The organism is Nocardioides sp. Root682 (genome assembly GCF_001427795.1).
Taxonomy (GTDB): Bacteria; Actinomycetota; Actinomycetes; order Propionibacteriales; family Nocardioidaceae; genus Nocardioides.
The window spans coordinates 1,796,188-1,814,108 of record NZ_LMHJ01000001.1 but is presented as its reverse complement, the minus strand read 5'-3'; the positions used below and the strand labels follow the sequence as shown (position 1 = coordinate 1,814,108).

Below are 17,921 nucleotides of genomic sequence, written 5' to 3'. Positions count from 1 at the left end.
GACTACCCCGCGAGAGCGAAACCGAGCGTGCAGGCGGCGAGACCGGTCAGGATCGTCAGGGCCGCGTAGGCGGCGCCCCTGGCTGGTCCCAGGTCGCGGGCCTGCACCGCCAGCGACGAGTACGTCGACAGGCCGCCGCAGAATCCGGTCCCGACCAGGCCGAGCGCGGACCCGTCCAGCGACCAGCCCACGCAGGCGCCGAGGCCCAGGCTGGCCACGATGTTGGCCGCCAGCGTCCCGTGGTGCCACCGGCCGTCGTACCGCTGGCCGAGGGTGAAGCGGAGCGGGGCGCCGATGGCCCCACCGAGGGCGACCAGCAGCGCGGTCACCACTCGTCCTCCACGGGCAGGGCAGGGGCCAGCGCTCCCACCGCGGTCGCGGCGAGGAGGCACGCGGCGAGCGTGCCGAGGAGATAGGCCGCAGCCAGGCCGGTACGGCCGTCGGCGAGCAGGGCGCGGCCCTGCTCAGAGGTCGCCGAGAAGGTCGTGAAGCCACCCAACACCCCGGGGCCGAGACCCGCGGCCCAGGTCGGGGAACGTCGAGCGAGCGGCAGCAGGAGCAGGCCGGCCAGGAGCGTGGACCCCGCGACGTTGATCGCGAAGGTGGTCCAGGGGAACCCGGAGCCGTCCGGGGCGACCTCGCCGGCGAGGTAGCGGAGCAGGGACCCGACGGCGCCGCCAGCGGCCACCACGAGCAGCAGTCGCGGCGAGGGACTCATGGGGTGAGGTTAGTGCCGGGCCGTGGTCGAGCAGGCGCAGGTCAGAGCGCGCGGGACGGAGCGCCCGAGCCGGCGTTGCCCTGCCAGGACACCGGCGGCGCTCCCGCCGACTGGCGGCGGAACTCTCCGAGGAACCAGATCTGGAACGCGCGCTGCTCAGGGGTCCGCGGGGCGGTCAGCAGTCGCTGGGCGCGGCTGAAGTCGTCGGCAGCGTCCAGCAGGTCGACGAGCCCGCCGATCTGGCGTGCGGCCTCTCGCGGCATCCGCAGGCGCAGGTCCACGGCCGCGTGACCGCCCGCGTGGGCGGTGTCGACCTGTTCGCGACCCATGTTGGCGCGCAGCGGACGCTCGAGCGCGTCGAAGTGCTCGGAGAGCACCCGGGCGAGCGGGTAGTCCTGCTCGTGGGCGAGGGCGAGCAGGCGGATCTCGCGGCGCAGGTCGCGGTGGTGTCGCTGGAACTGACCGAACTCGCGGACCGGGACACCGTTGATCTGCACGGCGACCTCGCCGACGCGGGTGTGCTCCTCGGGGAGCGCCCCGAAGCTGTAGGTGAGCTGGTACGGCGCTCCGGCGGTCTCCGAGAGCTCGGTCGCCGGCTCGAACCACACCGCCTTGCCGTCCTCCTCGATCTCGGCGCCCCAGGCCACCGAGGCCCGGGCCACGATGTCGAGACCACGCCCGACCGTCGTGAGCGTCAGCAGCTGTTCCTCGTCGAGGGCGTCGAACATGTCGAGGTCGAAGGCATCGAGGTCGAATCCGCCGGCTCGGGTCGCCGGCTGCGGCGCGATGGTGGTCGCGTCGTGCACCTCGAAACGGGGGTGCTCGGCGGTGCCGCGCAGCTGGGTCCTGATCGGTCCCTCGGCGTGCAGGACGGCATTGGTGACCAGCTCGGAGATGGCGAGCTCGGCGCAGTCCACGAGCTCGGGGCGGTCGATTTCATGGCAGGTCTCCACAGCCCAGCGGCGCGCGTCGTGGACGCTGCGCGGCCCGGGGGCCAACTCCAGGGTCTGCCGGTGCTGCACGGGTGAACCTTCCACTGCGGTTTCAGTGCCCGAGTCCTGCGGTCGGTTCCTCACGGTCCCGATCCCGGAGCCGATACCCCGTTGAACTCGCAACTAAACCAACAGCAATCCGGAGATTTGGTGACGGTTGCCGAAGGATGTGACCGACCAGACGATGGCCACGGGTTGGGACGTGCGGCCCGGAGGCGGAAGAATGCCCGTAGAGGTTCATCGAAGAGACGTCACAAGCGTCCAGGAGGAAGCCATGGCAGCAGGCGACATCACGCCGGAAATGTCGGATCGCGCGATCGTGCGCCGGTCCGACCGCCACCAGGTCGTGATCATCGGCTCCGGGTTCGGCGGACTCTTCGGCACCAAGGCGCTCCGCAAGGCGGACGTCGACGTGACCATGATTGCGAAGACGACCCATCACCTCTTCCAGCCGCTGCTCTACCAGGTGGCGACCGGCATCCTCTCCGAGGGCGAGATCGCCCCGCCGACCCGCGAGGTCCTGGCGAACCAGGAGAACGCCCAGGTGCTCCTGGGTGAGGTCACCACCGTGGACCTCGAGAACCGCCTGATCACCTCGCACGTGCTCGGTCGCGAGCTCGTGACGCCCTACGACTCGCTGATCGTGGCGGCCGGAGCGGGCCAGTCCTACTTCGGCAACGACCACTTCGCCGAGTTCGCGCCCGGCATGAAGAGCATCGACGACGCCCTCGAGCTGCGCGGGCGGATCTTCGGCGCCTTCGAGATGGCCGAGCTGGGCGCCTCGCGCGGCGAGAACGTCGACCACCTGCTGACGTTCGTCGTGGTCGGCGCCGGTCCGACCGGTGTGGAGATGGCCGGCCAGATCGCCGAGCTCGCCCACCGCACGCTGACCCGGGACTTCCGGGCGATCACCACCCGCAAGGCCCGCGTCATCCTCGTCGACGCAGCGCCCCAGGTGCTGCCGCCGTTCGGCGCCAAGCTCGGCAAGTGGACCCAGGAGAAGCTGGAGAAGCTCGGCGTCGAGGTCATGCTCGGTGCGCTCGTGTCGCAGGTCGACGAGCGGGGCCTGGTCGTCAAGTACAAGGACGGCACCGAGAAGCGCATCGACGCCGTCGCGAAGGTGTGGGCCGCAGGGGTCCAGGCCAACGCACTGGGCAAGCAGCTGTCGGCCCAGACCGGCGCGCCGCTCGACCGCGCGGGCCGGATCGCGGTCAACCCCGACCTCACGCTCCCGGGCTACCCCGAGGTGTTCGTCGTCGGCGACATGATCTCCCTCGACAACCTTCCCGGTGTGGCCCAGGTGGCCATCCAGGGTGCGAAGTACGCCGCCAAGGAGATCGACGGCCGGCTCAAGGGCAAGCCCGCCCAGTCGCCGTTCAAGTACTTCGACAAGGGCTCCATGGCGATCATCAGCCGCTTCCGCGCGGTCGCGATGGTGGGTCGACTGCGCCTGACCGGTGTCATCGCCTGGCTGATGTGGCTGGTCGTGCACCTCTTCTACATCACCGGCTTCAAGAACCAGTTCACGGCCGTGCTCCACTGGCTGATCTCGTTCATCGGCACCGGCCGCTCGGAGCGCACCTCGACCGAGCAGCAGATCTTTGCCCGCGTGGCCCTGCAGCGCCTGGCTCGCGGAGCGACGGACCTCGTGTCCCAGCCCGGTGAGTTCGACGACGCCGAGCGGCGCCGCGCCGAGCTCGAGGCGCAGGCAGCCGAAGAGGCCCGGTTGAGCGACGAGAACAAGCGCGGCGTCAAGGTCTGAGCGAACGGCTCACTCCAGGATCTCGGGCATCGGGAGGGAGATCCCTTCCGCCTCGGCCTGGGCCAGTCGCTCGCGAATCGCGCGCGGGAGAAGGAACACGCCCTCGGCCTCCGCGGTCACACCGTCCGGACCGATGATCCGGGCGCTTGCCCAGGTCTTCACGTCGTCGCGACGGTCGACCTGTGCCTCGATGCGCAGGTCGCCCAACGGGGTGCCCTTGCGGTAGACGATGGTGAGCGTCCCGGTCATGCCCGGGCGACCAGTTGCCCCGACGGCGTGGCCGAGCACCTGGTCGAGGATCAGCGACACCACGCCGCCGTGGACGAGTCCGGGTGGTCCCTCGTACGCCGCCCCGCAGTGGAAGTCGCACTCGGCGCGCCCCGAGGGATCGCTGTGGACCTCGAGGGGAGGTGCGATGGGATTGCGCAGGCCGATCACCGGGTTGCCCCACGGCCGGCGGCGGCCCGACGGGCTGTGCGCCTGGCCGAGCGTGGCGGCCATCCGGGCCTTGTTGAGGCGTGCGACGGCGGCATCCACGTCTGCCTGGGCGGCGCGGACCTCGTCCAGGTCCACGGCGCTCTGCACGCAGGCATCGATGAGCTCGCGCACGGAGTGGGTGAAGGGCCGCCAGACCGCGGCTTCCTCGTCGACCACGGCGTCCGGGGTGTCGTCAACAGCGAAGGGCCAGCTCATCGAACCAGAATAGAACACGTTCTCGTTTGGCGCCGGTTCGCGACCCCGGAGAGCGGGAGCCCGGACCGAACCCGGTGCGGCTCAGACACTCCCGGCGTAGGTGTCGTCGTCGGCGTAGTCGTCGTCCTCGGCAGCGCCCGGCCGCAGCTCGGGGCGCAGGCGGTAGAGCGCGCTGGTGAACCAGTGCGGGTCGACCATCGAGGAGTTGATGACCACCAGCGGCATCCCCCGGCGCTCGATCAGGACGGTCCAGCGGCGGTGGCCGGGTTCGCCGATGATCGCGATCGGCGTGTAGGAGCTGCCCACGTCGATCAGGTCGACGTGCCCGCCGCGCTCGATCGACAGCTTGCCGCGGCGGATCGACATCTTCGTGGTCGTGGAACCCGCGCGCACGGCCCACACCACGAGCGTCAGGAAGCCCAGCGTCCCGGCGATGCCGAGGGCGGCCACCGTTCGGTCCTGGTAGGCGACGTACGACGTCGCGGCGGTCGCCGCCAGTGCGGCGAGCAGGACCAGCGACAGCACCCGCCGGGCGGTGCCGCGAGCCGGGAAGTCCGCGTCCGTGGTGGCGTGGTTCGCGTTGAGGTGCTCCTCGGGCTCGGTCCAGCGGCTCTGCCGGACCTGGGGAGTGGCCGTGGTGGGCACGAGGGACGGCGCGCGCGCAGGCGTCGTGGTACCGGACTCGTCGCGTGTCGTGGAGCCGGCCGACGGAGCCGGCCGGGTGACGCGGACGGTGGGTCCGCGGCTCGGGCGGGGGGCGGGCTTGCGCTTCTCGGTCCGCTCGGCCTGCTCGACCTGCTTGTCCGGCTTCGGCTGCTTGTCCTGCTTGGCCCTGGCCCGGGCTTCGCGCCGCGGCGACTCGGCGGAGCCGTTCAAGGCGTCGACGACCGAACGCCCGGCGGCGGTGGTGTCGACGCTGGTGGCCGGCTCGACCACCGGGGGTGTGCTGTCCTCCACGCCGAGGGCGGCGAGGACCGAGCGGCCCGCGGAGGTGCTGTCGGGTCCGGCGGGCAGGGTCGGCTTCGCGAAGGGTTCGCGCGTGGCCTCGACCCGGGAAGCGGTCGGCGGGGGTGCCGTAGCGGTCGCCACGCCGCCGCCACCGCGAGGCGCTCCGATCACCCGGGCGTCCTTCGCGTAGCTGGCGCGCTTGTTCAACCAGGCACGAATAGTTTCAGTGTCCGGTCCGAACTCGTCATTGCTCCCCATGACAGAGTCCTCCCTTCCCTCTCCCACGGTCGAGCGTACTCCGCAAGAAGTTCCTCGTCTTGGGTTCGAAGGACCCCTCAGCATGGCCCGTTGTGACTAGATGGACTGGTCCTTCGACGGCATCGCTGGGCGGGTAGATTGAGATCGGTTCCCATTTCCTGGAGGTGAGTGATGTCCGGCATCGACGAGCGAGCGAGCTCCCTGCGTCCGACGCGGCAGCGGTTGGCCATCACCGACGCCCTGCGTGCGGGGGTGGACTTCCAGAGCGCCCAGGAGATCCACGACAGCCTGCGGCAGGCCGGGGAGAAGGTCGGCCTGGCCACCGTCTACCGGACCCTCCAGGCGATGGCCGACGCAGGCGACGTCGACGTACGACACACCCCGGCGGGCGAGACGACGTACCGCCGGTGCAGCACCTCCCACCATCACCACCTGGTCTGCCGCTCCTGCGGGCGGACCGTGGAGATCACCGGCTCGGCCGTCGAGAAGTGGGCACACGCCGTCGCGGACGATCACGGCTTCGTCGACGTCAGCCACACCGTCGAGCTGGTGGGCCTGTGCGCCGACTGCGCGGCCCAGCGTGACGAGTAGGCGAAAAATCAGCCTCCAGTAGGCCCCGTGGGACTCGAACCCACAACCAAGAGATTAAAAGTCTCCTGCTCTGCCAATTGAGCTAGGGGCCCAGATCGGTACCGGGGAACTGTAGCCAAGCGCGCTCCGCACGGCGGGTGGAGGGCACCGCCGAGGCGGGATTTCGAGGTTCGGCGGCTACAGTCAAGGTGTCGACACTCTTGTCGGCCACCTCAGGGCAGACGCCTCGTTGACCGTTGGGCCCAAGGCCCGGCCACGAAGCCCGTCGCCTCCTCTGAGCCGATCAGAGGAATCACCTTGTCTGTGCTCACGCGCGATGCCGACGTCCCTGCCCCGCCGCTCGGCCTGCCGGTCGGGTCGACCGCGGTGGTCTACTGCGAGGCCCAGTTCGGCGAGCAGGACGGCAAGACCGCCAACGGCCTGGTCCGGCACTCCGAGAAGTACGACGTGCTGAGCGTCATCGACAGCACCCGGGCCGGCGTCGACTCCGGTCAGTTCCTGGACAGCGTCCCGAACGGCATCCCGGTGCTGGCATCCCTGCGTGAGTCGATCGCGCACGCCGGCCACGTCCCGGACTACCTGATCTGCGGGGTCGCCCCGGCCGACGGCCTGCTCTCCGACACGCAGCGCGTCGTGCTGCTCGACGGCATCGCCCGCGGCATGCACATCATCAACGGCCTGCACGAGTTCCTCAACGACGACGCCGAGTTCGTGGCTGCCGCGCTCATCGCCGGGGTCACCATCACCGACGTACGACGCCCCAAGGACACCCGCGACCTGCACCTGTTCACCGGCCGCATCTTCGACGTGACCTGCCCGCGGATCGCGATCCTCGGCACTGACGGCGCGATCGGCAAGCGCACCACCGCGACGATCCTGGTCCAGGCACTGAACGACCAGGGCATCAGGGCAGTCATGGTCGGCACCGGCCAGACCACCCTGATCCAGGGCGGCAAGTACGGCGCCGCGCTGGACGCCATGGTCCCCCAGTTCATCTCCGGCGAGGTCGAGCACCAGATGGTGCTCGCGTTCGAGAACGAGGACCCTGACGTGATCGTGGTCGAGGGCCAGGGCGCGCTCAGCCACCCTGCCTACCTGAGCTCGGGCCACATCCTGCGGGGCAGTCGCCCGGACGGGGTGATCGTCCAGCACGCTCCCAAGCGCAAGGTCCTCGGAGACTTCCCGATGATGCCGATGCCGACCGCGGCGAGCGAGATCAAGCTGATCGAGGCCTTCGCGGACACCCGCGTCATCGGCGTCACCATCAACCACGAAGAGATGACCGCCGAGGAGCTCACCGACGCGATCGCCGAGCACCACCGGCACCTGGGCCTCCCGGTCACCGACCCGCTGACGCGGCCGGGTTCCGAGCTGGTCGAGATGGTCCTCAAGGCCTACCCGGCACTCCGCGAGCGCGTAGGGGCCACCGCAGCCGCCTCCGTGTGAGCGCGCCCCGGCTCGAGATCGACCTCGGCAAGGTCGAGCACAACACCCGGGTCCTGGTGGAGCGTCTCGCTCCGTCGGGGATCCAGGTCACGGGCGTCACCAAGGCAGTCCTCGGCTCGCCCGCGGTCGGAGCCGCCATGCTCCGCGGCGGCGCTCGGGGGTTGGCGGACTCGCGGGTCGCCAACCTCGCTCGACTGGCTGGGCTGGGCGGGTTGAAGGGGCCGACGTCACGCACGTTGATCCGTTCGCCCATGCTCAGCCAGGCGGCGGACGTCGTACGCACGGCGACGTGCAGCCTGAACACGGAGGCCGTCGTGCTCCGGGCGCTGGACCGCGCCGCCGGAGGGGCCGGGCTCCGCCACGACGTCGTCCTGATGGTCGAGCTCGGCGACCTGCGCGAGGGCATCCCCGTCGACGACGTGGCCGCCGCCGTACGTCTGGTGCTGGCCGCACCGTCCCTCCGCCTGGCCGGTCTCGGGGCCAACCTGGCCTGCCAGAACGGCGTGGTGCCCGACGCGAGGAACATGGCTGTCCTCAGCGACCTGGCCGACACGATCGAGACGTCGTACGACGTCGCGCTCACCACTGTCTCCGGCGGCAACTCGGCGAACCTCGACTGGGCGACCTCGTCGGCGAACGTGGGGCGGATCAACGACCTGCGACTCGGCGAGGCGATCCTGCTCGGCGTCGAGCCTCTTCGGCGCACTCCCGTTGACGGCCTCCATCAGGACGCGTTCGCGCTGTTCGGCGAGGTCATCGAACGCGTCGACAAGCCCTTCGCGCCCTGGGGTGACCGGGCGCAGTCCGCCTTCGGCGGCGTACCCGAACGAGTCGGCACCGGCACGGTTCGGCAGGCCATCGTCGCGCTCGGCCGGCAGGACGCGGACCCGGACGGGTTGGTGCCGCCCGACGGCATCACGATCCTCGGGATGAGCAGCGACCACCTGGTGCTCGACCTCGGCGACCACCCCGCCGTGGTCGGCGACGAGATCTGTTTCGGGCTCGGGTACGGCGCCCTGGTCCGGGCGGCGACGTCACCCTTCGTCGCGACAGTCGACCGTGCGGGCTGTTAGCAGGGACGTCACGTGTGCGTAGCAGAACCTTCATGCCCGAGCCCAAGATCGTGGCATTCGAGAGGTTTCCCTGTCGTTCCGGATTGATAGGCTCGATCTCGCAGCGAATGCAGTTCGAAGGTGAACGCCTGCGGAGCAATGTGGCCGACGGCGTATCTGGTTTGTGGTGTCCCATCACGGGTCGGAGCGACGTGTCATCGCATGAGTTGCGGGTCGCCGAGGTGGCGGCTCTCGCCCCGACACAAGGAGTAACGAGCACAATGGCTCAGGGCACCGTCAAGTGGTTCAGCGCCGAGAAGGGCTTCGGATTCATCGAGCAGGAGGGCGGCGGCGACGACGTCTTCGTTCACTACTCTGCGATCCAGTCCTCCGGCTACAAGTCCCTCGAGGACAACCAGAAGGTCGAGTTCGACGTCACCGCAGGGCCCAAGGGTCCGCAGGCCGAGAACGTCCGTCCCCTCTGAGCGGGATCGATCTGATCTGAGAAGACCTCGTGTCTTCCGTGGGGCCCCGCCGGCAGGCGGGGCCCCACGAACTTTTGCTGAACTTTCAGGTTTTGAAGGGCCAGTAGGAGGGAAGATGGTGGCTGAAGACCGTCTGCACGAGTTGTGAGGAGGGACCGTGGGCGACCAGTTCGACGTGACCCTCGAGGACGGCGACCTCCTGGTGGAGGTCGAATTGACCACGAACCTGATCATCGCCGCCAGCGCCTCCGACGACCGGCTGCCGGTGGAGGAGATCGACCGGATCCTGGGCGTCGCTCCGTTGAGCGCCTGATCCTCTAGCTGGCGGAGTGGGCCCTGAACCCACGCAGCCGCAGGCTGTTCGACACCACGAACACCGATGAGAACGCCATGGCCGCGCCGGCGAGCATCGGGTTGAGCAGACCGGCGGCAGCCAGGGGCAGCGCGGCGACGTTGTACGCGAACGCCCAGAACAGGTTGCCCTTGATCGTGCCGAGCGTGCGACGGGACAGGCGGATGGCGTCGACCGCTACCCGCAGGTCCCCTCGGACCAGGGTGAGGTCGCTGGCCTCGATCGCCACGTCGGTGCCGGTGCCCATCGCCAGGCCGAGGTCGGCCTGTGCCAGGGCCGCGGCATCGTTGACGCCGTCGCCGATCATCGCGACCACCTTGCCCTCGCCCTGGAGCCGCTTGACCACGTCGACCTTGTCGGCGGGCAGGACGTCGGCGAAGACGTCGACCTCGTCGATGCCCACCTCGGCGGCCACGGTCCGCGCCACGGCCGCGTTGTCGCCGGTGAGGAGCACTGGTCGGAGGCCGAGTGCGCGCAGTTCACGGATCGCGGTGGCCGAGGTCTGCTTGACCGCGTCGGCGACCACGACGACTCCACGCGCCTTGCCGTCCCAACCGACCGCGACGGCGGTGCCGCCCGTCGACTGGGCGTCCTCGAGCGCCGTCTGCAACTCGGGGGTGAGGTGCTGCGACCACTCCGCGAGCAGCTGCGGGCGCCCGACCAGGACGGCGTGGCTCGCGGTGCTGTCGGGGCCGTCGACGAGGACACCCTGGACTCCGAGTCCTTCGACGTTGGCGAAGTCCTCGACCTCGGGGAGCGAGCCGTGCTGGTCCCGGGCGGCGTCGGCGATGGCCCGGGCGATCGGATGCTCCGAGGCGTCCTCGAGCGCGCCGGCGTACCGCAACACCTCGGAGGCGTCCTCGCCGTCGGCCGCGATCACGTCACGCAGGGTCATCTTCCCGGTGGTGACCGTGCCGGTCTTGTCGAGCACGACGGTGTCGACCATGCGGGTGGACTCCAGCACTTCGGGACCCTTGATCAGGATGCCGAGCTGCGCGCCGCGGCCGGTGCCGACCATGAGGGCGGTCGGCGTCGCCAGGCCGAGGGCGCAGGGGCAGGCGATGATCAGGACAGCGACCGCTGCGGTGAACGCCGTTGCCAGACCGTTGCCGGTGCCGAGCCAGAAGCCGAGCGTCCCGGCCGCGAGGAGGATGACGATCGGCACGAAGATGCCGGAGATCCGATCGGCCAGACGCTGGACCTGGGCCTTGCCGTTCTGTGCGTCCTCGACCAGCCGCGCCATCTGCGCGAGCTGGGTGTCACTGCCGATGCGCGTCGCCCGCACGACCAGGCGCCCGCCGGCGTTGACGGTCGCGCCGACCACCGTGTCCCCGGGGCTGACCTCGACCGGCACGGACTCGCCGGTGAGCATGGACGCATCCACCGCCGACGTACCGCGCTCGATCACGCCGTCGGTGGCGATCTTCTCGCCCGGGCGTACGACGAACAGGTCGCCGACAGCGAGCTGCTCGACCGGCACGCTCGTCTCGGTGGTGCCATCGGCTCCGAGCACCGCGACTTCCTTGGCGCCTAGGGTGAGCAGGGCCCGCAGCGCTGACCCGGCCCTGCGCTTGGACCGCTGCTCGAAGTAGCGGCCGGCGAGGATGAAGGTGGTGACGCCCGCGGCGGCTTCGAGGTAGATGTTGCCGCTGCCGTCGCTGCGCTCGATCGTGAGCTCGAAGGGGTGGGTCATGCCCGGGGTGCCGGCGGTGCCCCAGAACAGGGCGTACAGCGACCACCCGAGCGCAGCCAGGGTGCCGAGGGAGATCAGCGTGTCCATGGTCGAGGTGCCATGGCGCAGGTTGGTCCACGCCGCCTTGTGGAACGGCCAGGCGCCCCAGGCCACCACCGGTGCGGCCAGCGTCAGCGACAACCACTGCCAGTTGGTGAACTGCAGCGCCGGGACCATCGCCATCGCGATCACCGGGACCGTCAGGACCACCGAGATGACCAGCCGTTGGCGCAGCACCTGGAGCGCGTGCTCCTCGGGTGAGTCGGCCCCGTCTGCCGCCGACCCCGCGTCGGGCGGCTGGGGGAGTCGGGCGCCGTACCCGGCCTGCTCGACGGCTGCGACCAGGTCCTCGGGCGTGACGCCGTCGGTGAAGGTGACCTTCGCCTTCTCGGTGGCGTAGTTGACCGTGGCGGTGACGCCCTCGAGCTTGTTGAGCTTGCGCTCGATCCGGTTGGCGCAGGACGCGCAGGTCATCCCGGTGAGACCGAGCTCAAGTTGCCGTTCCGGGTCAGTGTGCGTGTCCACTGCTCTCTCCATGTTCGTCGCTGGAGTTCCCGGGATCGCTGGCTCCGCTGGCGGTGACGGTGAAGGCCGCGGTGCGGACGACGCCGTCGTGCTGGAAGTCCAGGTAGAGGTGGTAGGTCCCTGCGCTCGGGACGGCGGTGTGGAAGACCACCTCGGGACCGGGCTTGGTGGCACCGTCGTCGGGCTCACCGTCGGGGTGGACGTGGAGATAGGCGAGGTCGCCGGCGCGCAGCGCGACGAGGTGGCCGTACGCGCCGAGGTAGGGCTGCAGGTCGGTGACCGGCTCGCCGTTCCTGCTGACTCTCAGCGTGAGCTTCGCGTCGGCTCCCGCCGTCAGGTTTCCGTCGAGGGTGACCTCGTAGTCGTCGACCGTTGCCGTGCGGTTCTCAGGTGCGGGATCCGCAGGCTGGTGGTCGCCGCTGACGCCCAGATCTGTGCCGAGCGTGAGCGGGTCCGCGCCGCTGGCCTTGAAGTCGGCGAAGAGGCGCCAAGTCCCCGGTGTGAGGTCGAGGTCGATCGACCACACCCCGGTCTTCTCGTCGAGGACGGGGTGGACGTGCTGGAAGCCGGTGAAGTCGCGACGGACGGCGATCAGGTGCAGCTGCTTCTCGTGCTCGACGTCGTACGACGTCACCGGGTCGCCGTCGGGTCCGGTGATCGTGAACGCGACCGCTCGGTCGCGGCCGGCCGGGGAGCCCGGCTCGGCGAGGGCGAGCGTGTAGCCGTCCTGGGAGACCATGAGCCCGCCAGGGATCTCGGTGCCGCCGTCCAGGGCGGGGGTGAGGTGCACGCGGCCGTCGCCGGAGGCGTGCGCGTCGTCGTGAGCGGCGGGCTCGTCGTCGACAGGACCGACGGCCCGGCCGATGAGGAGGGCGAGCCCGAAGATGGCGGCGATGGCGGCCAGGAAGCCCGCGACCTTGATCGGGGTGCTCATGCGAGCTGGTAGCCGGCTTCCTCGACGGCGGCCCTGACGGCGGCATTGTCGAGGACCTCGGCGCTGGTGATGGTGACGGCACCGGTGGGCAGGTCGACCGCGACGTCCTGGACGCCGGGGATCTCCCGGACCTCTTCGGTGACCGAGGCGACGCAGTGGCCGCAGGTCATGCCGGTGACGGTGTAGCTCGCGGTGAAGTTGGCGGTCTGGCTCATGGCAGGTTCTTTCCGGGAATCAGGTGAGCGGATGGATGGTGTTCAGGAGCGGACGAGGCGCGCGATCGCGTCGGAGGCTTCCTTGAGCTTGATCTGGGCCTCGTCGCCGCCAGCTGCGACCGCGTTCACGACGCAGTGCGCCATGTGCTCGTCGAGCAGGCCGAGCGCGACGGCCTCGAGTGCCTTCGTCATCGCCGAGATCTGGGTGAGGATGTCGATGCAGTACTTCTCCTCCTCGACCATCCGCTGCAGCCCGCGGGCCTGGCCTTCGATCCGGCGCAGTCGCTTGAGGTAGTCCGCCTTGGTGTTGTTGGCGATGTAGCTGTGCTGGTGGGCCTCGGTCATCGGGCTGTCCTTCTCGATCAGTGTCTCGGTCATTCCCAGGGTACCCCCCTCCGGTATTTCGTGGTAGCGTCCGCCTTCGTTGAAATACATTACCCCCCTAGGGTATTCAACGCAAGTACGACATCCGGGAACGACCGGGCACCTTCAAAGGAGAATCTGATGTCAACCACCACCTCGCCGGGCGCGAACCGCCGCTGGCTCGGGCTCGCGGTGATCGCCGCGGCCCAGTTCATGGTCATCATGGACACCTCGATCATCGGGGTCGCGCTTCCCCGCATGCAGGCCGAGCTCGGCTTCAGCCAGGAGAACCTGTCGTGGGTCTTCAATGCGTACGTCGTCGCACTGGCTGGCCTGCTGCTTCTCGGCGGGAAGCTCTCCGACGTCCTCGGTGCGCGGCGGGTCTTCTCCGCGGGCTGGGCCGTCCTTCTGGGCGGCTCACTGGTCGCCGGGCTGGCTGGCAACGTCGAGATCGAGCTCGTAGGCCGCGCGGTCCAGGGCGCCGGCTCGGCGTTGATCGCACCCTCGGCCCTCACGCTGCTGTTCATGCTCTTCGGCGCCAACCCGAAGGAACTGCCCAAGGCCCTCGCGCTGTACGGCGCCGCGGCACCGGCCGGTGGTACGGCCGGAGTCTTCCTCGGCGGCGTGATCACCGAATACCTGTCCTGGCCGTGGGTGTTCTACATCAACGTCCCGCTCGCGCTGCTCATCCTTGCGGTCGTTCCCTCCGTCATGCCAGCCGGTGGTGCCGTTGCGGCCCGTCGGGTCGACCTGCTGGGTGCCGTCACCGTGACCGCTGGCCTTGGTGCCGCGGTGTACGCCGTCGTCCAGGCGCCTGAGGTCGGCTGGGACTCCGGACAGACCTGGAGCGTCCTCGCCGTCGCTGCTGTCCTGCTGGTCGGTTTCGTCGTCGGACAGGCCAAGGGGCGTGACCCCTTGGTGCGCCTCGGCATCTTCCGCGCTCCCAACCTGGCGGCCGCCAACCTTGCACAGTTGCTGCTGGGGGCTGCGTGGATCCCGATGTGGTTCTTCCTGAACCTCTACCTGCAGCAGGTCCTCGGATACACGGCGTTCCCGAGCGGGGCGGCCCTGCTGCCGATGACGCTGTTGATCATGGTCGGGATGATCGCGATCGCCCCGCGTGTACTGGTCAGTGTCGGGCCGAAGGTGGCGACGGTGACCGGGCTGGTCCTGCTCGTTGCCGGGCTGGGCTGGCTCGCGCTGATCGATCCCGACGGCTCCTATGCGGTCGACGTCCTGCCCGCATCGCTCGTCGCGGCGCTGGGGATGTCGCTTGCCTTCATCCCGACCCTGGGCACGGCGATCTCCGCGGCTCGGCCCGAGGAGGGTGGCCTGGCCTCCGGCATCGTCAACACCAGCTACCAGGTCGGCTCAGCGCTCGGACTGGCCGTGATGACGGCCATCGCCGCTGCCAATGGCGCGGATCAGATCGGCGACAGGGCAGCGCTCACCAACGGCTTCTCTGCGGCCTTCATCGGTGCCGCCATCGTCGCTGGCGTCGGCGCCCTGGCCACCCTCGCCCTCTTCCGTGGCCCCAACGGCGCCCCGGCAGGGACCGAGGACCACGCAGAGAAGGTGACTGCCTGACCGAGCTCAACAGGTGGCGAACAGCACCGGGCCGTGGTTGAGGTCGGACATCACGAACGCGTCGTCGACGGGCTCGAGGTCCATGGTCAGGGTGTCGCCGGCGGCAACGACCTTCCCGAGGTGGAATCGCTCGGTGAAGGTGCCGCCCTGACCGGGGGCCGGGCCGGCGGCGAGCTTCGAGCGGCTGTCGGCGTCGGTACGGGCCTGGTCCTCGCTCTCGAACGCCATCGCCACGCGTACGTCGCCGGCCGGCTGAGCCGCGATGGCGAAACCGGTCATCGGGTGGACCTCGCCGGCAGCCTCGATGAGCTCGGCGGCGCGGGTGCGGTCGGCCGGGTCCGCGCCCCCCATCGAGAGCGCGGAGCAGGCCTGGTCTCCGGTGTAGGCCGATGCGCTCAGTGCCGGACCAGCCGCCTCGATGACGGCGGCGACGCCGTCGGAGACATCTCCGCGGGCCTTGTCGGCGCGTTCCTCCAGGAAGCTCGGCTCGTCGCTGCCGAACACGATGCCGTCCTCCTCGTCGATCTGGAGGGCCGCGAGCTCGGGGGTGACCGGGCCGTCGAGGGTCTCGAGGAGGTCGACTCCGCCGAGCCAGACACCGTCGGCCCTGTCAGGCTTCTCGAAGCCGATGTCCTCGAGGCGGGAACGGAGGTCGTCGAAGTCGTAGTCGTCCGGCATCCCGAGGATGACGACCGCTCCGTCCTTGCCCTGGGCGAACAGCTCCCAGTCGACGTTCGCGGGGGAGAAGCCGAAGGTGCTGTGGAGCGTGGGGGCCGACTCCTCGAGGGCCGTCGCCGACGACAGGTCGTGGTCGAAGGCCGCGAGCAGGAAGTCGGCCAGCTCGTCGGTCGAGGACGATGCCGACACGTCGGCACCGACCTCCTCGCGCACGCCGGCCCAGTCGGTCCAGCTGAATCGTTCGGACGATGCCGGCGCCAACGCTGCGGCCGCCGCGAACCTGCTGGCGTCGTCGCGCGTGAGTCGCCAGGTCACCACACCGGCCACGGCGACGAGCAGGACGACGAGGCCGACGACGACCCAGCGAGACCGGGCCCGGAAGGCGGTCAGACGGCGCAACACCGGATGGGTCTCCTCAACTCGGACGATCTGATGTGAGACTAGGCCACGTGCCCGACATCCTCGCTGCCGGCGTGGTGGTGTTCCGTCCCGGTCGCGAGGTGCTCCTCGTCCATCGTCCGAAGTACGACGACTGGTCGTTCCCCAAGGGCAAGCTGGACCGCGCCGAGCACCCCACGGCAGCCGCCGTGAGGGAGGTCGACGAGGAGACCGGCGTCCACGTGCGGCTCGGCCCGCCACTGCCGACCCAGCGCTACCCGGTGGGCCGCCGGACGAAGACCGTCTACTACTGGACAGGTCGCGTGGTGGGCGACGACGACGTGTCCGGCTACCGCCCCAACCACGAGATCGACCAGGTCCGGTGGGTGCCGTTCGACGAGGCGCCGGGGGTGCTGACCTACGACCGCGACCGGGAGACGCTCGCCGCGGCGTTGCGGGTACGTCGCAAGACGCGGGCGGTCGTCGTACTCCGTCACGCGCAGGCGCGCTCCCGCGACGCCTGGCGTGGCGACGACGCAGCGCGCACCCTGCTGCGCACCGGTGAGTTCCAGGCCGACCGGCTCGTCCCGTTGCTCGCGGCGTACGACGTCACGCGGGTCGTGACCTCGACGAGCACCCGCTGCGTGCAGACCGTCCAGCCGTTCGCCGAGACCGCGGGCTACGACCTGGACCTGCGCCGTCGGTTGAGCGAGGAGCACGCCACCGAGCGGGCGGTCCACCGGATCGTCGATGAGCTCGTGGAGGCTGACGAGGGCGTCGTGATGTGCACGCACCGCCCCGTTCTCGAGTGGGTGTACGACGCCCTCGGGCTGGACAGCACCCGGGGCACTCCTCCGCTGGAAGTTGCCGAGATGCTGGTGCTCCACGTGCGCAAGGGAGTGGTCGTCGCGGTCGAGCGACACCGCCCCCGTTTCGTGGCCTGAGACCCAGGCCACGCACAAATGCCGCCCCGACCGCCACTGTTCACCATGCGTTCAGATCGCCCGGGGACTTGCGTTACCGACGCTCCCTAACTTCTCAGTTGTCCAGTACGAATCGGGGGGCCCCGAGAACAACGACGCCCCTCACCTCTGAGAGGCAAGTTCCTTGAACTTCAAGACCATTCGCAGTGCCGCGATTCCTGGCGTTGCTGCTCTCGCCCTGCTGATGAGCGCCTGTGGCGCCTCCAACGAGGGTGGCGACGACGCTGCGTCCAGCGACCTGAGCGGCAACCTCAAGGGCGGCGGCGCGACGTCGCAGGAGAAGGCCCAGGAGGCGTGGAAGACCGCGTTCCAGGGCAAGAACGGCGACCTGACCATCGACTACTCGCTGCTCGGCTCGACCGACGGCCGCGGCCAGTTCATCGCCAAGGCGCTGTCCTTCGCCGGCACCGACTCCTACATCAAGGAAGAGGAGCTCGCGGCTGCCAAGGAGCGTTGTGGCGGCAACATCATCGAGGTCCCGGCCTACATCTCCTCGATCGCCATCGCCTACAACCTGCCGGGCGTCGACGACCTCAAGCTCGACGCCGCGACGATCGCCAAGATCTTCGCGGGCAAGATCACCAAGTGGAACGACGCCGCGATCGCCGCGACGAACGAGGGTGTCGACCTGCCCGACACGAAGATCTCGCCGGTGCACCGCGCCGACGACTCGGGCACCACGAAGAACTTCACCGACTACCTCGGCAAGGCCGCCAAGGCTGACTGGGCCTACGAGGCCGAGGACGCGTTCCCGGTCTCCGGTGGACTCTCCGCCGAGGGCACCTCGGGTGTCGTCAAGCAGATCGGTGACACCGAGGGCACCATCGGTTACGCCGACGAGAGCCAGACCGCTGACCTCCAGAAGGTGTCCGTCCAGGTCGGCGAGGAGTTCGTCGCGCCGTCGCCCGAGGGCGCCGCGAAGACCGTCTCGGTCTCGCCGGTCGTCGAGGGCCGCGACGAGACGGACATCGCTGTCGACGTCGACCGCACCACCACCGAGGCCGGTGCCTACCCGGTCATCCTCCTGTCGTACCTCCTCGCTTGCGAGACGTACGACGACGCGGCCGAGGCAGCCAACGTCAAGGGCTACCTGAGCTACATCGTGTCCGACGAGGGCCAGGCCGCGTCGTCCGACTTCGCCGGTTCCGCGAAGCTCGCGCCGGAGACGGCCACCAAGGCGCAGGAGATCGTGGCGGGCATCTCCGCCAAGTGATCCACGGGAGGGGTGA

General features: G+C 69.7%; 19 protein-coding genes and 1 tRNA gene. 9 read left to right on the top strand and 11 right to left on the bottom strand.

The features are described from left to right. Positions 1-2: 2 nt before the first annotated feature. From ASD84_RS08615 to ASD84_RS08605, 3 genes are read right to left on the bottom strand one after another with little or no spacing between them, the layout of a single operon-like run. A complete protein-coding gene (locus ASD84_RS08615) occupies positions 3-329 on the bottom strand; it encodes a fluoride efflux transporter FluC (RefSeq protein ID WP_056709108.1) in 327 nt (108 codons plus the stop codon). Further along, entirely contained in the window at positions 326-718 is a 393-nt protein-coding gene (locus tag ASD84_RS08610) for a fluoride efflux transporter FluC (protein WP_056709105.1), read from the bottom strand. Before ASD84_RS08610 ends, ASD84_RS08615 begins: the two co-directional genes overlap by 4 nt. A gap of 41 nt (positions 719-759) precedes the next feature. Then, positions 760-1,740: an ATP-binding protein gene (locus ASD84_RS08605; RefSeq protein ID WP_156391689.1), complete on the bottom strand. Its 981-nt coding sequence runs from the start codon at positions 1,738-1,740 to the stop codon at positions 760-762. Between the two features lie 244 nt (positions 1,741-1,984). Between ASD84_RS08605 and ASD84_RS08600 the strand changes: the two genes are divergently transcribed. Beyond that, positions 1,985-3,472: an NAD(P)/FAD-dependent oxidoreductase gene (locus tag ASD84_RS08600; RefSeq protein WP_162251507.1), complete on the top strand. Its 1,488-nt coding sequence runs from the start codon at positions 1,985-1,987 to the stop codon at positions 3,470-3,472. Positions 3,473-3,481: 9 nt separating this feature from the next. On the opposite strand, the gene ASD84_RS08595 is transcribed toward ASD84_RS08600, so the two are convergent. Continuing rightward, complete coding sequence (locus ASD84_RS08595) at positions 3,482-4,165, bottom strand: PaaI family thioesterase (RefSeq protein WP_056709099.1); 684 nt, start codon at positions 4,163-4,165, stop codon at positions 3,482-3,484. 81 nt (positions 4,166-4,246) lie between these two features. After that, positions 4,247-5,371, bottom strand: a complete 1,125-nt coding sequence (locus ASD84_RS08590; protein ID WP_156391687.1) for a hypothetical protein — start codon at positions 5,369-5,371, stop codon at positions 4,247-4,249. 171 nt (positions 5,372-5,542) lie between these two features. On the opposite strand from ASD84_RS08590, the gene ASD84_RS08585 reads away from it, so the two are divergent. After that, positions 5,543-5,962, top strand: a complete 420-nt coding sequence (locus tag ASD84_RS08585; RefSeq protein ID WP_056709095.1) for a Fur family transcriptional regulator — start codon at positions 5,543-5,545, stop codon at positions 5,960-5,962. A gap of 19 nt (positions 5,963-5,981) precedes the next feature. Here the strand turns inward: ASD84_RS08585 and ASD84_RS08580 are convergent. Then, positions 5,982-6,054 (bottom strand) — tRNA-Lys (locus ASD84_RS08580). 211 nt (positions 6,055-6,265) lie between these two features. Here ASD84_RS08580 and ASD84_RS08575 point away from each other — a divergent pair. The 4 genes from ASD84_RS08575 to ASD84_RS25470 all read left to right on the top strand — a co-directional run bounded on the left by ASD84_RS08575 (position 6,266) and on the right by ASD84_RS25470 (position 9,258). Further along, complete coding sequence (locus ASD84_RS08575; RefSeq protein ID WP_235531091.1) at positions 6,266-7,408, top strand: DUF1611 domain-containing protein; 1,143 nt, start codon at positions 6,266-6,268, stop codon at positions 7,406-7,408. Continuing rightward, positions 7,405-8,481 (top strand): alanine/ornithine racemase family PLP-dependent enzyme, encoded by a 1,077-nt coding sequence (locus tag ASD84_RS08570; RefSeq protein ID WP_056709091.1) that lies wholly within the window; start codon positions 7,405-7,407, stop codon positions 8,479-8,481. Before ASD84_RS08575 ends, ASD84_RS08570 begins: the two co-directional genes overlap by 4 nt. A 260-nt stretch (positions 8,482-8,741) precedes the next feature. Next, on the top strand, positions 8,742-8,945 hold the full coding sequence (locus ASD84_RS08565; protein ID WP_056709087.1) for a cold-shock protein: 204 nt from the start codon (positions 8,742-8,744) through the stop codon (positions 8,943-8,945). 157 nt (positions 8,946-9,102) lie between these two features. Then, complete coding sequence (locus ASD84_RS25470; RefSeq protein WP_200954469.1) at positions 9,103-9,258, top strand: hypothetical protein; 156 nt, start codon at positions 9,103-9,105, stop codon at positions 9,256-9,258. 4 nt (positions 9,259-9,262) lie between these two features. Here ASD84_RS25470 and ASD84_RS08560 read toward each other — a convergent pair whose 3' ends face one another. The 4 genes from ASD84_RS08560 to ASD84_RS08545 are packed head-to-tail and all read right to left on the bottom strand — an operon-like array spanning position 9,263 to position 13,048. Then, positions 9,263-11,503 (bottom strand): heavy metal translocating P-type ATPase, encoded by a 2,241-nt coding sequence (locus ASD84_RS08560; RefSeq protein ID WP_235531090.1) that lies wholly within the window; start codon positions 11,501-11,503, stop codon positions 9,263-9,265. 34 nt (positions 11,504-11,537) lie between these two features. Next, the gene (locus ASD84_RS08555) at positions 11,538-12,488 is read right to left on the bottom strand and encodes a hypothetical protein (RefSeq protein WP_056709081.1); all 951 of its coding nucleotides are present in this window, start codon (positions 12,486-12,488) and stop codon (positions 11,538-11,540) included. After that, entirely contained in the window at positions 12,485-12,703 is a 219-nt protein-coding gene (locus tag ASD84_RS08550) for a heavy-metal-associated domain-containing protein (RefSeq protein WP_056709079.1), read from the bottom strand. Before ASD84_RS08550 ends, ASD84_RS08555 begins: the two co-directional genes overlap by 4 nt. A gap of 42 nt (positions 12,704-12,745) precedes the next feature. Continuing rightward, complete coding sequence (locus ASD84_RS08545) at positions 12,746-13,048, bottom strand: metal-sensitive transcriptional regulator (RefSeq protein ID WP_182380950.1); 303 nt, start codon at positions 13,046-13,048, stop codon at positions 12,746-12,748. 159 nt (positions 13,049-13,207) lie between these two features. Between ASD84_RS08545 and ASD84_RS08540 the strand changes: the two genes are divergently transcribed. Next, positions 13,208-14,653, top strand: coding sequence for an MFS transporter (locus ASD84_RS08540; protein ID WP_056709072.1), 1,446 nt, complete (start codon positions 13,208-13,210; stop codon positions 14,651-14,653). 6 nt (positions 14,654-14,659) lie between these two features. Here the strand turns inward: ASD84_RS08540 and ASD84_RS08535 are convergent, their stop codons facing one another. After that, entirely contained in the window at positions 14,660-15,733 is a 1,074-nt protein-coding gene (locus ASD84_RS08535; protein WP_056709069.1) for a hypothetical protein, read from the bottom strand. A 47-nt stretch (positions 15,734-15,780) separates the two neighbouring features. Here ASD84_RS08535 and ASD84_RS08530 point away from each other — a divergent pair, with 47 nt between their 5' ends. Beyond that, positions 15,781-16,653, top strand: coding sequence for an NUDIX hydrolase (locus ASD84_RS08530; protein WP_056709066.1), 873 nt, complete (start codon positions 15,781-15,783; stop codon positions 16,651-16,653). Positions 16,654-16,816: 163 nt separating this feature from the next. Continuing rightward, a complete protein-coding gene (locus ASD84_RS08525) occupies positions 16,817-17,905 on the top strand; it encodes a phosphate ABC transporter substrate-binding protein PstS (RefSeq protein ID WP_056709062.1) in 1,089 nt (362 codons plus the stop codon). Positions 17,906-17,921: the final 16 nt, after the last annotated feature.